The sequence below is a fragment of the Paractinoplanes toevensis genome, assembly GCF_018332695.1.
Taxonomy (GTDB): Bacteria; Actinomycetota; Actinomycetes; order Mycobacteriales; family Micromonosporaceae; genus Actinoplanes; species Actinoplanes toevensis.
On the sequence record NZ_BOQN01000024.1, the window covers coordinates 75,789 to 94,248 of the forward strand.

Genomic DNA, 18,460 nt, shown 5'->3' on the forward strand with positions numbered 1-18,460 from the left:
GATCATGGGAACCACGACCCGGTCCGAAGGCGGCAATCTCAGGATACCGGGCGCGAGGTTCCCCCACCCTGGGAGAACCCATGACACGAGTACGCACCGTCGCCGTCATCGGCGGCGGCATCGCCGGACCGGTAGCTGCCCTGGCCCTACGCAAGGCCGGCATCGAGGCCACCGTCTACGAAAGCCACCCGACCACCGCCGACGGCGTCGGCGGCACCATCGCGATCGCCCCGAACGGCATGGCCGCCCTCGACATCGTCGGCGCCGCCGCCCCGGCCGCCGAGGTGTCCTGGCCGGTTCACCGCCAGGTCATGACCGTCGGCCGCAAACGCCTGGACCTGCCCGGCCTGGCCGGTGCCGGCCCGCTGCACGTCGTCCAGCGCAGCGACCTCTACCGCATCCTCGCCGCCGACGTACCGATCCAATACGGAAAACGCCTGGTCAACGCCGTCCAGGGGGCCGGCGGCGTGACGGCGGCCTTCGCGGACGGCGACGAGATCGAAGCCGACGTGCTGATCGGCGCCGACGGCGTGCACTCCACGGTCCGCCGGCTCATCGACCCGGCCGCGCCCGGCCCGCACTTCACCGGCATGGTCGCCATGGAAGGCCGGTCACCACTCACCGTGCCGGAGGAACCCGGCACAATGATCTTCGCCTTCGGCAAACGCGGTTTCTACCTGTACGGGCCGGCCCTGGGCGGCGGCACCACGTTCGGCGTGAACCTGCCGCACCGCCCACTCACCGTGGCCGAGGCCCGGGCCATCCCCAGTCCACGGTGGAAGGAGACACTGCTGGAGGTCTACGGTTCGGACACGCCGGGCGGCGACCTGATCCGAGCACTCCCGGCCGAGGAACTGACCGTCAACGGCGCCCTGCACATCATGCCGCCCGTCCCGCACTGGTACCGCGGCCGCATGGTCCTGACCGGCGACGCCGTACACGCCCCGTCGAACAGCTCCGGCCAGGGCGCCTCGCTGTCCATCGAAAGCGCCATCGAACTGGCCCAATGCCTGCGCGACATCCCCGACGTGACCGATGCTTTCCGCCACTACGAAAGCCTGCGCCGCGCACGCGTGGAAAAGGTGGCCGCGCGGGCCGCCCGCACCAACAGCGTCAAGGCGCCCGGCCCGATCGGCAGAGCCCTGATGCCGATCATCATGCGAGCGTTCATGAGGTTCGCCATGAACCCCGAGAAGGTCATCGGCCCGGAGCAGCGGTATCGCATCGATTGGGCCAAAACCCTTTAGCCGTACGCCGTCCGGGGCGGACCGACCGCCCCGGACGGCGCACGTTTGCTTCCGGCTGTCACGGTGACGGTATGGCTGGCTGGGTTGCCTTGGTCGCCGCCTTGGTCGGCGCGATGGCCGGAACGTTGTCCACCTACCTGACGCTGCGTCCCAAGCTGACGCTCGAACTGGAGTACGCCTACGACCGCACGCTGCGCGACCAAAGAATCGACGCTTACCAGCGCCTTTTCTATGTCACTCGGCACTTTCCCCGCTTCTATCTGGAAGACGAGCGCCCCACCGGTGCCGACCTGCAGAAGTACCGCCACGAACTGCAGGATTGGTACTTCAACCAGGATGCCGGCGGCATGTTCCTGACCGCGGCGGCCAAGCGAGCCTTCCTGGAGCTGCAGAACCACATAGCCGGCCTGGTCTTCACCGACGGCCGGCCCCGCGATGATGCGAGCGAGCAGATCTCCCCCGAGACGGGCGACGAACTCCTGGCCCTCGGCCGCCGGTTACGTCATCAGTTGGTAGCCGACATCGGCTCCGCCAACACCGCGCGAATCCCGGGAACACGCCCCGGAGCGCCCCTGGATCCCCCGGGCACCATCCTGCGCTCGCGCTAGTGCCGGGGCCGGTCCGCGGCGGCGTAGGAGGCGGCGGCCGTCAGGGCGGCGACGGTCAGGACCGAGGGCCAGGCGCCGATGCGCTTGGCGAGCGGGTGGGACAGGCCGAAGGCGCCGACGTAGGTGGCCAGCAGCGCCCCGGTCACCGCCGGGCTGGTGCGCCGGGCCCACTCCCGGCCGGCCAGCACACCGCCGGCGGCGAGGACCACGCCGCCGAGCGGCCGGATGCCGGTGCGGCGGGCGAGCTGCCATCCGCCGATGAGGGAACCCGCGGTGATCGCGGCAGTGGGTAGGCGCATGCCCCGAAAATACACCGCGCTCAGCGAGGGCGGCCGCCGAAGCGCCAGGGATGGATCTCGACGCGGTCGTATCCGGCGCGGCTGTGCGACATCATCTCCTCGGCCGCGGCCAGGTCGGGCAGATCGGCCAGGATCGCGGTGCCCTGCCGTTCAATACCGTCGTCGGACAGCAGCGGTCCGCAGGCGATCAGCCGCTCGCGGTACTCGGACGGCACCTGATCCCCGGTTCCCCCGTGCCCGATGATCAGGAAGCCCGCGTTGCCACCCGGGAACTCCCACATGGTCCGCCCGAGCTCGTTGACGAACCGCCGGACCAGCACCTCCCGGTAGACGCCGGCCAGATAGTTGGGTTCCTCGAAGGCGAACACCCGGGCCGCGTCCGCATCGGGCAGGTCGACGATGTGCACGCTGCCGGTGGGAGTCTCCCCGTCCGGAGTCAGGGTCGGGCCCCGGGCGATCATCCCGTCCGCGTAGCGGTCCATGAACGACCAGTGCGTCTCGGCGAGCTTCCACCGCAGTTCCAGGGAATCGGGCCGGTCACGGCAGTAGACGAAGTACTCCACGCTACGAGAAGGTACCGCGCCGGATGCGCCACCGGCCGACCGCGACCAGCAGCGCGGCGGCGCCGAGGTAGAGCGCCAGCTCGATCCACTGGAAGGGCCAGAAGCGGCGGTTCGGCTGGTAGGCCAGGTCGACGTGCAGATCGAGCCGGCCCAGGCACACGGCGATGTCGCCGAAGGTGCCGGTCGCGCCGGTTTGCGGGGCGTGCGAGAAGCAGGTGTCGAAGGCCGCGTCGGACAGCACGCGGCCGTCGGCGGTGCGGAGCCGGCTGGTGGACGTGATCCACGCATCCGGCATCTCCAGGCCGCCGATGATCGGGCCGCCGGTGATGCCGCCCAGCATGCGGGCACGGTTGATGGCGTCGGCGGTCATCGCCACGGTCGCCCGCTCCGGCGGCAGGTAGTGCGGGCGCAGCAGGTTGGGCACGGCGACCTGCACGGCGATCACCGCCAGGAAGACGAGGGCCATCGTGGCCAGGGTGCGGCGGAGGAGCAGGCCGGTGACGGCGCCGAGGACGAAACCGAACGCGGCGTAGCCGATGGGTGCGATGCCGCGCGCGCCGAACATGACCGTGCTGAACCGGTCGCCGGTCGCCTGGTCGACCGGGGTGGCGGCCCAGGTGAGGGCGGCGCTGAGGAGGCCGGCGGCGGCCATCGAGGCGAGCCCGACCACGGCGAGTTTCACGGCGAGCCAGCGGCGGCGCGGCACGCTCTGGTTCCACACGAGACGGTGGGTGCCGGTCTCCAGTTCGCGGGCGATGAGCGGGGCGCCCCAGAACGCGCCGATGAACGCGGGCACCAGGCCGGAACCGCCGGCCAGGAACAGCATCGTCTGGTGGTGGTCGGCGGGGAGCCGGGCGGCGTGGGTGGCGCCGCCGAGGCGCAGCAGGTAGACCGTGGCCAGGGTGAGCAGCACGGCACCGGCGAGGGCGGACAGGCGGAACTGGCGCAGGCTCATCCGGATCATCGGGCCACCGCCCCGGACATGTAGGCGAGCACGAGCTGCTCGAGCGTGGTGTACCGGTGGTCGGCGAGCAGCTGCCGCACCGGGCCGGCGACCTGGACCCGGCCCGCGCCCAGGACGATCAGGTAGTCGCAGACCTGTTCCACGTCGCCGAGCAGGTGCGAGGAGAGGACGGCGCTGGCACCGAGCTCGCCGACGAAACCGACGAGGCTGCGCAGGAACGCGTCGCGGGCCAGCGGGTCGAGCGCGGCGGCCGGCTCGTCGAAGATCAGCAGCTCCGGACGTTTCGCGGCGGCGATGGTGAGGGCCAGCTGAGCGCGCTGGCCGCCGGAGAGCCGGCCGGCCTTCTGCGCCGGGTCGAGGCCGACCTCGGCGATGCGGCGCTCAGCCAGCGCCGCGTCCCACGCCGGGTTGAGCCAGGCGCCCATCCGCAGGTGGTCGGCGACGCTGAAGGACGGGTAGACCGGAGTGTCCTGGGCGACGAACCCGACCCGGCCCAGATGTGCGGCGCCGGCTGCCGGGCGGGCGCCGAGCACCTCCAGCGTGCCCGAGGTCGGTGCGATCAGGCCGCAGGCGAGCTGCAGCAGGGTCGACTTGCCGGCACCGTTCGGCCCGACCAGGCCGACGATGTGCCCGCTCGGGACGGCCAGGTCGCAGTCGACGAGGGCGGCTCGTCGCCGGTAACGCTTGGTGAGCCTTTCGGCGCGCAAGGTGTGCATGGCGGTCAATCCTGGCCGGGCCGGCCGGGTTCGTCATCCGACCAAAGTCGATGATTCTCACCGACTTTTGACCGGTTCGCAGCCGCGCCGATTCTCGTACCTTGAAGCCCGTGAACATCCGCATCGCGTCGACGGCCTCGCTCGCCGTCGCCCTGCTCGCCGCGCTCGGCATCGAGGCCATCGCGATCGCCGCGAGCTGGGGCGTCCGCTATTGGCTGGTCGGCGGGGCAGCCGCGGTCGTCGTGGGCGGGCTCGCGCTGGCCCGGCACCGGCACCTGAGTCGGGCGGCGGTCGCCGGTCTGGTCGTCGCCGGCGTGACGGTCGCGGCGGCCCGGGCCTTCCACCTGCCGACCGAGCCGGGCCCGGCGATGGCTCTGGCGCTGGCCGTGCTCATCGGCTCGTCGGTCCGCACCCTGCCGGTCGCGCCGGCCGGCGCGGTCGCCGCCGGCGGTCTCGCCCTGGCCGCCGGCGCGTTCCTCGCCGCCCGGCCGCACTCGTCCGGGGCCTCGGCGGCCGTCGTGCTCAACGTTGCGGCCTGCCTCGGCGGCATCGCAGTCGGCCTGGCGTTACGGCTGCTGGACGAGCGTTCCGCGGCCGCCACCGAGCGGGTGCGCCGGGACGAGCGGCTGGAGCTGGCCCGGGAGCTGCACGACGTGGTCGCCCATCACATCACCGGCATGCTGATCCAGGCGCAGGCCACCCATGTCCTGGCCCGCCGCGATCCCGGCCGGGTGGGCGAGTCGCTGTCCGGGATCGAGGCCTCCGCCGCCGAGGCGCTGCGCGCGATGCGGCGGGTGGTGGGGGTGCTGCGCGACAGCGACAAGGGGGCGGCCACCTCGGCCGGCCCGGAGCGGCTGGCCGAGCTGGTCGAGCGGTTCGACCGGCCGGGCTCGCCGGTCGTGCTGCGCACCTCGGGCGATGACGCCGCGTGGCCGCCGGAGGTGCACAGCACGGTCTATCGGGTCGTCCGCGAGGCACTGACCAATGTGGCCCGGCACGCGCCGCACGCCGGGGACGTCCGGGTGGTCGTCGGCGAGGGCCCGGCCGGCGTCACGGTCGAGGTGACCGACGACGCCGCGCACGACCCACCGCACGGCGGCCCGGCAGCACGGGATGCAGCGCGCGGCGGTTACGGGCTGCTCGGCATGCGGGAACGCGTGGAGACTCTCGGCGGCACCCTGCACGCCGGACCGCGCGCCGAGGCAGGCTGGTCCGTGCGGGTGACTCTGCCGGTCGACATAGGACGGTCACGCGGAGCCACCGCAGCTGCCGAGGACGCTGGAGCCGTCGACCGGCTGGGTGGCGGGCGCTGATGACGATCCGGGTGCTGATCGCCGATGACCAGGCGATGATCCGTGGCGGTCTGCGGCTGATCCTGGAGGACGAACCGGACATCACGGTCGTCGCCGAGGCGGCCGATGGGGTCGAGGCGATCGAGCAGGCCCGGCGCCTGCGGCCGGACGTCTGCCTGGTCGACATCCGAATGCCGCGGCTGGACGGCCTCGAGGTGACTCGCGCCCTGGCCGGCCCGGCCGTGCCGGACCCGCTGCGGGTCGTCGTGGTGACGACCTTCGACCTTGATGAGTACGTCTATGGCGCGCTGCGCGGCGGAGCGGCCGGCTTTCTGCTGAAGGACGCCGGCCCGGCTCTGCTGGTCGAGGCGGTCCGGGCCGCCCACAACGGCGACGCGCTGGTCTCGCCGTCGGTCACCGTGCGGCTGCTGCGCCACCTCACCGCGCCGCCCCGCGTGCCGGACAAGGCGATCCGGACGCTGACCGACCGCGAGGTCGAGGTGGTGCGCGAGATCGCCCGGGGCCGCACCAACCTGGAGATCGGCGCCGAGCTGTTCATCTCGCTGAGCACCGTGAAGAGCCACGTCTCGACGATCCAGACCAAGCTGACCCTGCGCAACCGCACCGAGATCGCGGTCTGGGCCTGGGAGAACCGGGTGGTTTAGGGGCTGCCCTGCCGATCACGAGGGGCTGCGGCTCCGGCGTGATCGGCAGGACCGGCCCTAAGCGAGTTTCTGCAGGTCGGAGCGGGGCAGGCCGGCGTCGGTGAGGGCGCCGCAGTCGAGGCCGCGCAGCAGGTAGCCGGCCAGGGCGCGGGCGGTGGCCGGCTCGTCGGCGATGCCGCTCTCCTGGCGGGAGAGATAGCGGTGCAGGCGGCCCACGGCGGCGTCGCGGCCGTCGCGGAAAAAGGCGTACGTCGCCGCGTAACGGGTGGGCAGCTGCGCCGGGTGGAGGTCCCAGCCCTGGTAGAAGCCGCGCTCCAGGGAACGGCGGACCAGGCGGTGGTGCAGCGCCCACGCCGCCTGGATCTCCTCGTCGGTGCCGACCGGGAGGATGTTGGTGGAGCCGTCGGAGAGGCGGACCCCGGTCTGCGCGGCGGCGGCCTGCATGACCGCCTTGGCGTAGTCGGCGGCCGGGTGCTCCATCGACTGGTAGGCGGCGGCCACCCCGGCGGCGGCGCTGTAGTCGTACGTTCCGTAGTGCAGGCCGGTGCAGCGGCCGCCGGCCGCCGTGATCAGCCGGGCGACCGTGGCGGTGCCGTCGGCGGCCAGGATCGCGGACGGCAGTTCGACCTGGATCTCGAAGGTCAGGGTGCCGGCCGCAAGGCCGTACGCCTTCTCCAGTTTCTCGCAGAGCGTGACCATCGCCGTGACCTGGTCGGTGCCGCTCACCTTGGGCAGCGTGATCTCGACAGTGTCCTGGTAGGAGTCCAGGAACAGGTCCAGGGTGCGCAGCGCGCGGCGGCGGGTGGCCGCTTCGAGGGACTTGATCCGGATGCCGAGGAACGGCGGCACCGGGCCGGCGCGAAGGGTCTTGACCGCCCGGCGGACCGCCTCGTCCTCCTCGTCGTCCGAGCGGACGCCGTAGCCGTCCTCGAAGTCGACGCGCAGGTCCTCGATCGGCTCGCTCGCCAGTTTGGCCCGGATGTCGTCGGCGTCCCACGGGAAGTTCCTCATGGCGTCGAGCGCGACGGAACCCCACGATCGGAAGTCGTCCAGGCGGTCGGCCGGGATGTACACGGTGTGTACTGGCTGGCGGCCGGGGCGCTCCCCCGGGTAACGGGATTTCAGGAACGCATCGTGCTCGGCCAGCCGGACGTCCAGCTCCGTGTAGTCATTGTCGGACAGGCGCATCGCTCAGTCGATCGAGTCGTAGGCGGCGGTGGTGAGGAAGTCGGCGAAGTCGTCGGCCAGGGCAACGCGCTCGAAGAGCTTGCGGGCGTCGTCGAAGCGGCTGGACGCCCACGCCTCGTCGCCGATCGCCTTGCGGATCGTGACCAGTTCCTCGTCCTCGATCCGGCCGACCAGCTCGGCGGTGATCGACGTGCCGTCGGGCAGGCGGACGTCGTTGTGGATCCACTGCCAGACCTGGGAGCGGGAGATCTCGGCGGTGGCCGCGTCCTCCATCAGGTTGTTGATCGCGACCGCGCCGTTGCCGCGCAGCCACGCCTCCAGGTACTGCAGCGCCACCGACACGTTGCCGCGCAGGCCGGCCTCGGTGACCTGGGCGCCGGTCGACGACACGTCGAGCAGCTGAGCGGCGGTCACCGTGACGTCGGGACGCTGCTTGGCCAGCTGGTTGGGCTGGTCACCCAGCACGCGGTCGAAGATCTCCTGGCACACCGGCACCAGGTCGGGGTGGGCCACCCAGGAACCGTCGAAGCCGTCGCCGGCCTCGCGGTCCTTGTCCTCGCGGACCTTCGCGAGAGCCACCTCGTTGACCTTCGGGTCGCGACGGCTCGGGATGAAGGCGGCCATGCCGCCCATGGCGAAGGCGCCGCGGCGGTGACAGGTGGAAACCAGCAGTTCGGTGTACGCCCGCATGAACGGTGCCGTCATCGTGACCGACGCCCGGTCGGGGAGGATCATGCTCGGGTTGTCGCGGAAGTACTTGATGATGCTGAACAGGTAGTCCCAGCGACCGGCGTTCAGCCCGGAGATGTGGTCGCGGAGCACATAGAGGATCTCCTCCATCTCGAACGCGGCCGGGATCGTCTCGATCAACACGGTGGCTCGGATGGTGCCGTGCGGAATTCCCAAAACCTCTTGGGCGTACGTGAAGACGTCGTTCCACAGAGCCGCCTCCTTGTGCGACTCCATTTTCGGCAGGTAGAAGTACGGGCCGCTGCCCCGCTCGAGCAACTCCTTCGCGTTGTGGAAGAAGTAGAGGCCGAAGTCGACGAGAGCGCCGACCGCCGGCTCGTCGTCGACCGGCAGGTGCCGCTCGTCGAGGTGCCAGCCGCGGGGGCGCATCACGATCGTCGGGTACGGCCCCTCGCCGAGCGAATACGTCTTCTGCGGGGTCTCCAGGGTGATCGTGCGGCGGATCGCGTCGTACAGGTTCTGCTGGCCGTCGACCACGTTCTGCCAGTGCGGGGTGTTCGCGTCCTCCAGGTCGGCCAGCCACACCTTGGCACCCGAGTTGAGCGCGTTGATGGTCATCTTGCGCTCGGTGGGACCGGTGATCTCGACCCGGCGGTCGGTCAGGTCGGCCGGGGCCGGCGGCGCCTGCCACTCGGCGGCGCGGATGTCGGCGGTCTCGGCCAGGAAGCCCAGCGACGCACCGGAGGCGATCTCGGCACGGCGGGCGGCACGGGCGGCGAGCAGTTCGTTGCGGCGGGGCCGGAAACGACGGTTCAGATCCGCGACGAACGCCACGGCCTCGTCGGACAGGATCTCGATCATGGCGTCGGCTCCTCTCGGTGCGATTACTCCCTCGTACCGTAGTGGAGCCCAGGCCCGCCGTCAGCGCTGAACTAGATCACAGCCGCTACCGGGCGCCGCTCCCCCGCCGCGATCTTGGAGAGTTCCCGCACGCCGGGAGCACTGAATCGACACGCTCGCCGGGACCCGGGCCGCCGGGACGCGGGCCGCCGGGACGCGGGCCGCCGGGACGCAGGCCGCCGGGACGCAGGCCGCCGGGACGCAGGCCGCCGGGACGAGAAGGCGGCGGGGCGGGGAGGTGCGGGCGCGGCGGGGACGTCTGGCCACGCCCGCACCTCGGGGAGTAAGGATCTGAGGATCTCCCCGCGCGAAAGGCGCGCTACGACCCTGCCGCCCGCGATGATCGCGGGCGGCAGCCGCCGGAGGCGGGGTTCGTGCTAGTGCGTTTGTCGGGCTTTATCGGCGTACGGTTAGAAAGTTCCGTCGGTGTTGCACTTTGCCTTTTGGACGATGCAGTCCTTGACGCGGTGTCCGAGGGCGGCGTTCTCCCAGGCGAAGAACGCGTCGCCGTGCATGGAGCTGGCGTTGCCGGAGGCCAGTTTGAAGCCGGCGGTCGTGCCGGACGTCGGGTAGCCGATCACGAAGGACAGGCTCGGGATCGCGACCGGGTATTTGCCGCTGCACTTGCCGCTTCCGTCGGCCGGGCCCACGTGTGACTTGTGGTCGGGGCTGTCCAGGTGGACGCCGTCCCAGCAGTCGGGGAAGGTCAGCTGGAAGGTCAGCTCGGCGGTTTTCGCGCAGACCGGCCAGTTGCCGTCGGCGCTGCGGCCGATCTCGCCGCCGGCGCCGGCGCACCAGAACTGGCCGGGAGCGCCCTTGGGGGTGTCGACCTGGCGTTTCGCGTCGCCGACGATCATGCGGAAGCCCTGCGGGAACGGGACCGTCTTGGTGGTGTCGGCCAGCCGGCTGCCGTAGTAGACGGTGACGCCGTGCGGCTCGACGGCCTGGCCGTTCTCGTAGAGCGTGGGGATCCAGTAGGCCGAGTGGTCGTCGAGCGGCTTACAGCTGGAACCGGTGTTCTTGAGCAGGGTGTCCGTCGTGGTGGCGGCATCCGTGATGTCGTTGCCCAGGAACGAGTGCATGTGCGAGGCGCCGGGCAGGTTGGGGAAGACGATCGGGTCGTCGGTCTTCGAGTGGCTCACCGTGCAGGCGGCGTTGAACTCGGCCACGCGGACCGGGTTGTTGGTGATCGGCCGGAAGGCCATCGCGTTGAACTCGGCCAGCTGGGCCGCCCATTTCGCCGGATCGACGTCCACCCAGCCGGCTCCGGTCGATCCGGTCGGCGCGACTGTCGCCGGGGTCGTCGCGGGCGTGGTCGGACTCGTCGTCGCGGGCGTGGTGGGGGTGGCCGTCGTGCCGCCGAGCGTGAACCAGTTGAGGTTCACGAAGTCCGATTTTTGCGGGCTTTTCATGACCGCTACCAGCGTCTGGCTGCCGGTCGGCGGGGTCTTGATCGTGGCGGTCTTCGTGTCCCACTTCTGCCAGCCGCCGGTCTTCGTCACCGGGAAGGACGCCAGCAGCGTGCCCGTCGTGGTGCCGAGACGCAGCTCGATCGTGCCGCCGGCCGTGCTGTCCGAGGCGATCCGGGCCTCGACGGTCGCGCCGATCGTGACGTTGTCGTAGCGCAGCCAGTCGCCGCTCGCCAGCCAGCCGACGTTCTTGCCGCCGTCGGCGTCGCCGGTGTTCTCGGTCTGCGCGCCGGACTGGGCGGAGTAGGCCTCCGCCTGCAACCGGCCGGGCACCACGGTCTCGGCGGCGTCGGCGTTGGCGATGTAGAAGCCGCTGGCACCCAGGGCCACGGCCACCGCCGAAGCGGCGATGACCCGGGTGCGTGCGCGGTGGTTGCGCGGGGGTGCGTGGAGAGGTTCGGTCCGCATTGTTCTCTACCCTTTTCGATGACCGAGGGGGCTCGATTCATAAGGGAGTATGCCGAGGTAGAGGGCTTGTTTCAACGCGTGGAGAAAGACTTATGAATAACGCTTTTTGTCGCCGCAGGTGGCCGCGTTTTCCATTCTGAATAACGCTTTTCCGGGTGCTCGGCCTTAAATTTTTCTTAAGTCTGGAGAAGGCGGCGGTGGGCTCGCCGCGCCGCGCGGGTCAGCGTCTCGGCGTCGGCGTGGACCAGCTGCGCACGCTCGACGATGGGGTTGCCACCGACCAGGGACAGCTCGACCGGGGCGGGCGGGCCGAAGACCAGGGCCGCGCGCTTGTCGTCGATGCCGTCGTGGCCCAGGCCGTCGAGACGCCACAGGACCAGGTCGGCCAGCTTGCCCGGTTCGAGGGAGCCCAGGTCGGCGTCGCGGCCCAGGCAACGGGCGCCACCGATGGTGCCCAGCCGCAGCGCCTCGGCGGCGGTCAGCGCGGCCGGGCCGCCGCGCAACCGGGCCGTGTAGAGCGCCTGCCGCAGCTCGGCGCCCAGGTGGGAGACCTCCTGCGAGGCGGCGCCGTCGACGCCGAGGCCGACCGGGACGCGATGGTCGAGCAACTCGCGCACCCGGGCGCTGCCGGCCCCGAGCCGCGCGTTGGAGCTCGGGCAGTGCGCCACGCCGGTGCCGGTCGCGCCGAGCTTGGTGATCGCCGAGTCGTCGAGGTGGACGCCGTGGGCCAGCCACACGTCGTCGCCGAGCCAGCCGAGGCGCTCCGCGTACTCCACCGGGGTGCAGCCGAAACGCTCCTGGCAGAAGTCTTCCTCGTCGTCGGTCTCGGCCAGGTGGGTGTGCAGGCGGACGCCCTTGCGGCGGGCCAGGACGGCGGCCTCGCTCATCAGTTTCTGGGTGACCGAGAACGGCGAGCAGGGCGCCACCGCGATCTGCAGCATCGCGCCGGGCGACGGGTCGTGCCAGCGGTCGATCGCCGCCTCGGTGGCCGCGAGGGCCTCGTCGATGTCCTCGACGACGTTGTCGGGCGGGAGGCCGCCGTCCTTCCGGCTCAGGTCCATCGAACCGCGGGTCGGGTGGAAGCGGACGCCGATCTGCCGGGCCGCCTCGATCTCGGCCTCGAGGACGTCGCCGCCGTCGCGCGGGAAGACGTAGTGGTGGTCCATGCTGGTCGTGCAGCCGGCCAGGGCCAGCCAGCCCAGCCCGGCGCCCGCCGCGGCGCCGACGATCTCGGCGTCGAGCCGGCCCCAGATCGGGTAGAGCGTGGTCAGCCAGCCGAACAGGGTCTCGTCGAGGGCCAGCCCGCGGGTCACCCACTGGTAGAGGTGGTGGTGGGTGTTGACCAGCCCGGGCGTGACCAGGCAGCCGGCGCCGTCGACCCGCCGCACCGAACCGTGGTAGCGGCCCGCGTGCCCGGAGCCGACCGCGACGATCCGGCCGTCGTCGCCGACCACCACGTGCCCGTCGGGGTGGTAGGTGTCGTTCGCGTCGACGGTGGCGACCGCGGCGTTCTCAATGATGATCACGAATACCACTCCGCGGCGGCCGGGGGCGCGTCGTCGCGGGTGACCGTGCCCTCGATCAGGCCGTAGGGCCGGTCACCGGCGATGAACACCTCGTTGTCGTTGGCGAGGTCGAACGGGGACAGGTCGACCAGGTAGTGGTGCTTGTTGGGCAGCGCCAGCCGCACCTCGGCGATCTCCGGCCGCTGGGACAGCACGTGGCTGCCCATCGAGAACAGCGTCTGCTGCAGCGAACTGCTGTAGGTGTTCACGAACGCGCTGGTCAGGGCGTCGAGGGCAGCCGCGTAGGACTTCGCGAAGTCACCGCTCGCGGACAGGTGCCGCCAGCGGGCGTCGACCGCGGTGGCCAGGATGCGGTCGGTGGTCTCGGGCAGCGTGGTGTATTCGTCGCGGGGGAAACCGCGGAACTCCGACGCCGTCGAGTTGAGCAGCACCAGGCCGGTGACGCCGGAGACGACCTGCTCGAACTCGTCGGTCACCAGCACCGAGGCCAGCCGGGTGTGATCGCCCTTGCGCGCGAACGAGTGCGGGCCGAGCCGCTGCCAGCCGAACGACTCGATGCTCACCCGGGCCGCTTTCACCTGCGGCTGGGTGGCCACGAAATGGCGGGCCAGCAGCAGGCCGAACTCCTCGGGCTCGCCGACGCCGTGTTTCTTGGCGAACGCGTACACCGTGTTCTTCATCGTGTCGGTCGGCAGCACGCCGGCGTTGTCGCCGGTCAGGTGGGTGGCGGCCAGGTCGCCGGAGAGCGCGACACTCACGTTGAGGTCGACCAGCGCATGGGTGTCGCCGTCGCGGGACACGCGCACCAGCCGCGTCTCCGCCTTGCCGTAGCGATTGGGTCCGAGCACGATCGCCACGGCGTCAGCTCCCTCGGTAGGTGGTGTAGCCGTAACGGCTGAGCAGCAACGGAACGTGATAGTGCCGCTCCGGGTCGCGGACGTGGAACGCGATGGTGACCTCCGGGAAGAAGCCCTCGTCGCCCAGGTAGGGCTCCACCCAGAAGAACAGGCGATAACCGCCGGCCTGCCACTCGTGCAGCGGCACGCGGTAACGCAGGCGGCCGTCGGCGTCGGTGCGCCCCTCGGCGATCGTGCGCCAGCCCTCGGAGTCGCGGCGCTCGAGCCGGACGTAGACGTCGCGGGCCGGATCACCGGTCGTCGTGTCGAGGATGTGCGTCGAGATCTTGGCGTGGAACTCGGGCTCCGTGCCGTCATCCGAGGGCATCGAGCACCCGCTCCAGCCGCAGCAGCGCGATCTTGCGCAACTCGTCCTGCACGATGACCTGCTCGGTCTCCTCGTCGTTGGTCAGCCGCTCCTGCGCGGCCGCCAGGATCTCCTCCTGCGTGCGGCCGCTCGCGAAGATCAGGAACACGTGGCCGAACCGCTCCTCGTAGGCCCGGTTGGCGTCGATCAGCGCGGACTTGGTCAACTCGTCGGCACTCTGCGCCGCCGCCGACTGTTCCCGCCGCGACCAGGACGCCTCCTTCGAATCACCGGCCGCCCGCTCCCCGATCCGCGGGTGCGCCGACAGCCCCACCCGCACCTCGGCCCAACTCAGGTCGCGCGCCGCCGCGTCGGCCGCCGAGATGATCTCGAGTCGCTCGCGGTAGGGCCGTTTCGCCGCCACCGCCGCGCCCCACCCGGGCGCCGCGCAGCAGGCGAGAAGGTCTTCCTCGAGGCGTGCGGCCGGCAGAGCGTTGAAAACCTCGACCGCATCCATCTCCGACCCCCTCCTGGTGTCGATCAGTCAAGCAGGCCCGGTCGTGCGAGTGCAGACCTTTGCGCGGGAATTCACAAACGCGTCCCTGGCCGCAACACGCCGTGAGTCTGCGTCACCATGGTCCCGTGCTCCTCCCCGACACCGCCCTACCCGATCTGCCGATCCGGACCCTTCTGCCGCAAATTCGCGAATCGCTGACCGGTTCCGGGGCGGCGGTCCTGGTGGCGCCGCCCGGCACCGGCAAGACCACGCTGGTCCCGCTCGCCCTGGCCGGAACGCACGGCCGGGTGGTGGTCGCCGAACCGCGGCGACTCGCGGCGCGAGCCGCCGCTCGCCGGATGGCGTCGTTGCTCGGCGAGGCGGTCGGCCAACAGGTCGGTTTTTCCGTACGGGGTGAGCGCCGCGTCTCCCGCCGCACCCGGGTCGAGGTCGTCACCACCGGCGTCCTGGTCCGCCGCCTGCAACGCGACCCGGAGCTGGCCGGCACCACGGTGGTCGTCCTCGACGAGTGCCACGAGCGGCATCTCGACACCGACCTGGCCCTGGCGTTCCTGGTCGAGGTGCGCGCCGCCCTGCGCCCCGATCTCCAGCTGCTGGCCACCTCGGCCACCGCCGACGCGGAACGCCTGGCCGAGGTGCTCGGCGGCGCACCCGTGGTCAGCGCCGAGTCCCGCCTCTTCCCGGTCGACGTGCACTGGGCACCCCCGGCCACCCCGATCTCGCCGCCGCTCGGCCTGCGCGTCGACCCGCGCCTGCTCGACCACGTGGCCGCCACGACCCGGCGCGCCCTGGCCGACGGCGACGGCGACGTCCTCGTCTTCCTGCCCGGCGCCCGCGAGATCGACACGGTGGCCGGCCGGCTCGGCGGGGTCGACGCCGACGTGATCCCGCTGCACGGCCGGCAGCCCGGGTCCATTCAGGACGCCGCGCTGCGCCCCGGGCCGCGGCGGCGGGTCGTGCTGGCCACCGCGGTCGCCGAGAGCAGCCTGACCGTGCCCGGCGTGCGGGCCGTGGTCGACGCCGGCCTGAGCCGGGTGCCCCGCATGGACCACGCGCGCGGTCTCGGCGCCCTGGTCACCGTGCCGGTGTCCCGGGCGTCCGCGACCCAGCGAGCCGGCCGGGCCGGCCGGGAAGCACCCGGCCGGGTCTACCGGTGCTGGTCGCAAGCCCAGCACGACCGGCTGCCGGCCCAGCCGGAACCGGAGATCGCGGCGGCCGACCTGACCGGGTTCGCCCTGGATCTGGCGCTGTGGGGGCACCCCGACGGCAGCGGCCTCGCGCTGCCCGACGCCCCGCCCGCCGGAGCCATGCAGACCGCGGTCGGCACCCTGCACGACCTGGGCGCGGTGGACGAATCCGGCCGCATCACGGCCCGCGGCCGCGCCCTGGCCGACGCCGGCCTGCACCCACGCCTGGCCCGGGCCCTGCACGACGGCGCGCCCCTGGTCGGCCCCCGCCGGGCCGCCGAGATCGTCGCCCTGCTCGACGACGACCGGGCGACCACCGACGACCTGGTCGCCGCGTGGCGGCAGGCCCGCTCGGGCGGCGACCCGACCTGGCGGTCCGAGGTCCGCCGCCTGACGGCAGCCCTGGACCGTACGCCGAGCGACGACATCTCCGCCCCGGAGGTGGCCGACACCGCCGCCGCCCTGGAGCCGGACATAACCGGCACAGCGGAGAGCCCAACCACGATTCCGGCAACGGCAGCCACCGGTGGCAACTCTGTTCCGGCCAGCAGCAGCGACGCCGCCAGCGGCACCAGGCCCGACGGCAGCGGCGGCGGCAGCGGCAGCGGCGCGGGTGGGTCGGGCGGTGGAGGTAGCCGGCGGCGGGAAGAGGCGGCGGCCGGGTGGGTGCCGGATGATCTGGCGGCCGGGCTGGTTGTCGGGCTGGCCTATCCGGAGCGGGTGGCCCGGGTGCGGGAAGCCGGTGGACGGTCGTATCTCATGGCCGGTGGCACCGCCGGTGACCTGGGGCCGGGCAGCGCGCTCGGCGGAGTGACGTGGCTGGCCGTGGCCTCGGCCGACCGCACGGCCGGGGCCCGGACGGCGCGCATCCGGGCCGGCGCACCGCTCGACGAGGCGACCGCACGGGAGGCCGCCGCGACCCTGCTGACCGAGACCGCCGAGATCGCCTGGGTGGACGGCGATGTGGTGGCCCGCACCGTGCAACGGCTCGGCGCGATCACCCTGGTCGAACGGCGGATCGCGCAGCCCGACCCGGCCCTGGTGCGGGACGCGCTGGCGGACGGGCTGCGCCGCGAAGGACTGGGCCTGCTGACCTGGTCACGCACCGCGGTCGAGCTGCGGGAACGGCTGGCGTTCGCGCACGCGGCGCTGGGCGATCCGTGGCCGGACGTGTCCGACGAGGCACTGCTCGGGCAGGCCGCCGAGTGGCTGGAACGGAGTTCGGCGCGGCGACGGGCCGACCTGGCGAAGCTGGACGTGACGGCGGCCCTGCGGCGGCTGCTGCCGTGGTCGGTGGCGGGCCGGCTCGACGAGGTGGCACCGGAGCGGTTGCCGGTGCCGAGCGGCTCCCGGGTCCGGGTGGACTATTCCGATGTGGAAGCGCCGGTGCTGGCGGTGAAGGTGCAGGAGGCCTTCGGCTGGAAGGACGCGCCGAAGCTGGCCGACGGCCGGATCCCGGTGCTCCTGCACCTGCTCTCCCCGGCCGGGCGCCCGGTGGCCGTCACCCGCGACCTGGCGTCGTTCTGGCAGCAGGGATACCCGCAGGTTCGCGCCGAGCTCCGCGGCCGCTACCCGCGCCACCCCTGGCCCGAGGACCCGACCACCGCCCAGCCGACGAAACGCGTCAATCCCCGCTCCCGCTGACCCAGCGCAAGCGGTCCAGCGCCGGCCGAGCGGCACGACCGGTCCAGCGCCGGCTGAGCGGCACGACTGGCCCGGCCCGGCCGAGGCGCGTGTCGGCCGCGCGGGGCCGGCACAACCGGCCCAGGCGTCCTAGGAGGCTAGGCGTGTGGCTGCCGCCAGGCGGTGGCGGCGCTCGTGGGACAGGTCGAGGTGGTGTTCGCCGCCCGGGTGGCTGTCCGGGTCGACGTGGACGGTGGCGCTGACCAGGCGCGGAACGTGGTGGGTGAGCTGGTGTTCGGCGTCGGCGGCGATCTCGTGCGCGGCCAGCAGGCTCAGGTCGGCGCCGACCACGACGGCCGCCTCGGCGTGCATGCGGTGGCCGATCCAGCGCAGGCGCAGCCCGGACACGTCGCGGACGCCGGGAATCGCCCGCAGCGCCTCCTCGGCCCGGTCGACGATCTCCGGATCGACCCGGTCCATGAGCCGGCGGTAGACCTCACGGGCGGCGTCCTTGAGCACGAACGCGATCGCCACGGTGATGACCAGCCCGACCACCGGGTCGGCCCAGGACCAGCCGAGCCCGGCACCGGCGGCGGCGAACACGACGGCGAGCGAGGTGAAGCCGTCGGAGCGGGCGTGCAGGCCGTCGGCGACCAGCGCGGCCGAGCCGATGCGCCGGCCCACGGTGATGCGGTAGCGCGCCACGACCTCGTTGCCGGCGAAGCCGACCAGCCCGGCGCCGAGAACCCAAGGCAGGTGGGTCATGGTGCGAGGGTCGAGCAGGCGGTCGATCGCGAACCAGGCGGCGGTCACCGAGGACGCCGCGATGACCAGCACGATGACGATGCCGGCAAGATCTTCGGCCCGGCCGAAACCATAGGTGTACGCCCGCGTGGCCGCCCGCCGCCCGAGCCAGAACGCGATGCCCAGCGGCACCGCGGTCAGCGCGTCGGCGACGTTGTGCAGGGTGTCGCCGAGCAGCGCGACCGAGCCGGAGAACACCACGATCAACGCCTGCGCCGCCGCCGTCGCGCCGAGCACACCGAGCGAGATCCACAGGGCCCGCATGCCCGCCCGGGACGCTTCCAGGGCGGAGTCGACCTGGTCGGCGCTGTCGTGCGAGTGCGGCGTGATCAGGTGCTTGACGCGATGCCACCGGCCGCCGTGCTGGTGCGTGTCCATGGCATTCAGGATAGGCGCGGGGGTTGCTCCGCGACAATGCGGCAACCGCCAACGACCTGCAACAACCAAGGCCTAGCTGCCTTCGGGGCTGAGGTCGCGAGAATCGAACCCACTTTCCGGTACGGGCGACACCGTCGACAACCGCACCATCACCCGGCCGCCGTCACCACGCCAGCGCCGCGCTACACCGGCACGTGCCGCGACTCTCGCGCA

General features: G+C 72.2%; 16 protein-coding genes and 1 pseudogene. 5 read left to right on the forward strand and 12 right to left on the reverse strand.

Annotated features, from left to right (window positions below; all coding sequences use genetic code 11):
• The first annotated feature begins 80 nt into the window (after positions 1 to 80).
• The gene (locus Ato02nite_RS10210; RefSeq protein ID WP_213006187.1) at positions 81 to 1,247 is read left to right on the forward strand and encodes an FAD-dependent monooxygenase; all 1,167 of its coding nucleotides are present in this window, start codon (positions 81 to 83) and stop codon (positions 1,245 to 1,247) included.
• Positions 1,248 to 1,318: 71 nt separating this feature from the next.
• Positions 1,319 to 1,855 (forward strand): hypothetical protein, encoded by a 537-nt coding sequence (locus Ato02nite_RS10215; protein ID WP_213006188.1) that lies wholly within the window; start codon positions 1,319 to 1,321, stop codon positions 1,853 to 1,855.
• Here Ato02nite_RS10215 and Ato02nite_RS10220 read toward each other — a convergent pair.
• The 4 genes and pseudogenes from Ato02nite_RS10220 to Ato02nite_RS10235 form a co-directional block, all read right to left on the reverse strand.
• Positions 1,852 to 2,154: a hypothetical protein gene (locus Ato02nite_RS10220; RefSeq protein ID WP_213006189.1), complete on the reverse strand. Its 303-nt coding sequence runs from the start codon at positions 2,152 to 2,154 to the stop codon at positions 1,852 to 1,854. The genes Ato02nite_RS10215 and Ato02nite_RS10220 overlap by 4 nt on opposite strands.
• Before the next feature lie 20 nt (positions 2,155 to 2,174).
• Positions 2,175 to 2,717: a YciI family protein gene (locus Ato02nite_RS10225; protein ID WP_213006190.1), complete on the reverse strand. Its 543-nt coding sequence runs from the start codon at positions 2,715 to 2,717 to the stop codon at positions 2,175 to 2,177.
• Between the two features lies 1 nt (position 2,718).
• Positions 2,719 to 3,681, reverse strand: a complete 963-nt coding sequence (locus Ato02nite_RS10230; protein ID WP_213006191.1) for an ABC-2 membrane transporter-related protein — start codon at positions 3,679 to 3,681, stop codon at positions 2,719 to 2,721.
• Positions 3,682 to 3,737: 56 nt separating this feature from the next.
• Positions 3,738 to 4,397, reverse strand: a pseudogene (locus tag Ato02nite_RS10235) (ABC transporter ATP-binding protein); the annotation flags it as partial.
• Positions 4,398 to 4,507: 110 nt separating this feature from the next.
• On the opposite strand from Ato02nite_RS10235, the gene Ato02nite_RS10240 reads away from it, so the two are divergent.
• Positions 4,508 to 5,710, forward strand: coding sequence for a sensor histidine kinase (locus tag Ato02nite_RS10240; protein ID WP_246606416.1), 1,203 nt, complete (start codon positions 4,508 to 4,510; stop codon positions 5,708 to 5,710).
• On the forward strand, positions 5,710 to 6,354 hold the full coding sequence (locus tag Ato02nite_RS10245) for a response regulator (RefSeq protein WP_213006194.1): 645 nt from the start codon (positions 5,710 to 5,712) through the stop codon (positions 6,352 to 6,354). The genes Ato02nite_RS10240 and Ato02nite_RS10245 overlap by 1 nt, the downstream gene beginning before the upstream one ends.
• A gap of 57 nt (positions 6,355 to 6,411) precedes the next feature.
• Here Ato02nite_RS10245 and Ato02nite_RS10250 read toward each other — a convergent pair whose 3' ends face one another.
• The 7 genes from Ato02nite_RS10250 to uraD form a co-directional block, all read right to left on the reverse strand.
• Entirely contained in the window at positions 6,412 to 7,542 is a 1,131-nt protein-coding gene (locus Ato02nite_RS10250; protein ID WP_213006195.1) for a DUF6986 family protein, read from the reverse strand.
• A 3-nt stretch (positions 7,543 to 7,545) separates the two neighbouring features.
• Positions 7,546 to 9,093 (reverse strand): malate synthase A, encoded by a 1,548-nt coding sequence (gene aceB / locus Ato02nite_RS10255; protein ID WP_213006196.1) that lies wholly within the window; start codon positions 9,091 to 9,093, stop codon positions 7,546 to 7,548.
• 449 nt (positions 9,094 to 9,542) lie between these two features.
• Positions 9,543 to 11,009, reverse strand: coding sequence for a DUF1996 domain-containing protein (locus tag Ato02nite_RS10260; protein WP_213006197.1), 1,467 nt, complete (start codon positions 11,007 to 11,009; stop codon positions 9,543 to 9,545).
• Positions 11,010 to 11,185: 176 nt separating this feature from the next.
• Entirely contained in the window at positions 11,186 to 12,535 is a 1,350-nt protein-coding gene (locus Ato02nite_RS10265; RefSeq protein WP_213006198.1) for an 8-oxoguanine deaminase, read from the reverse strand.
• Entirely contained in the window at positions 12,532 to 13,392 is an 861-nt protein-coding gene (pucL, locus tag Ato02nite_RS10270) for a factor-independent urate hydroxylase (RefSeq protein ID WP_213006199.1), read from the reverse strand. The genes Ato02nite_RS10265 and pucL overlap by 4 nt, the downstream gene beginning before the upstream one ends.
• A gap of 4 nt (positions 13,393 to 13,396) precedes the next feature.
• Positions 13,397 to 13,759, reverse strand: a complete 363-nt coding sequence (gene uraH, locus Ato02nite_RS10275; protein WP_213006200.1) for a hydroxyisourate hydrolase — start codon at positions 13,757 to 13,759, stop codon at positions 13,397 to 13,399.
• Positions 13,746 to 14,255 (reverse strand): 2-oxo-4-hydroxy-4-carboxy-5-ureidoimidazoline decarboxylase, encoded by a 510-nt coding sequence (gene uraD, locus Ato02nite_RS10280; RefSeq protein ID WP_213006201.1) that lies wholly within the window; start codon positions 14,253 to 14,255, stop codon positions 13,746 to 13,748. Before uraD ends, uraH begins: the two co-directional genes overlap by 14 nt.
• 125 nt (positions 14,256 to 14,380) lie before the next feature.
• Here uraD and Ato02nite_RS10285 point away from each other — a divergent pair, with 125 nt between their 5' ends.
• Positions 14,381 to 17,086, forward strand: coding sequence for an ATP-dependent RNA helicase (locus Ato02nite_RS10285; protein ID WP_213006202.1), 2,706 nt, complete (start codon positions 14,381 to 14,383; stop codon positions 17,084 to 17,086).
• A gap of 129 nt (positions 17,087 to 17,215) precedes the next feature.
• Here Ato02nite_RS10285 and Ato02nite_RS10290 read toward each other — a convergent pair whose 3' ends face one another.
• Positions 17,216 to 18,247: a cation diffusion facilitator family transporter gene (locus tag Ato02nite_RS10290; protein WP_213006203.1), complete on the reverse strand. Its 1,032-nt coding sequence runs from the start codon at positions 18,245 to 18,247 to the stop codon at positions 17,216 to 17,218.
• Between the last annotated feature and the right edge of the window lie 213 nt (positions 18,248 to 18,460).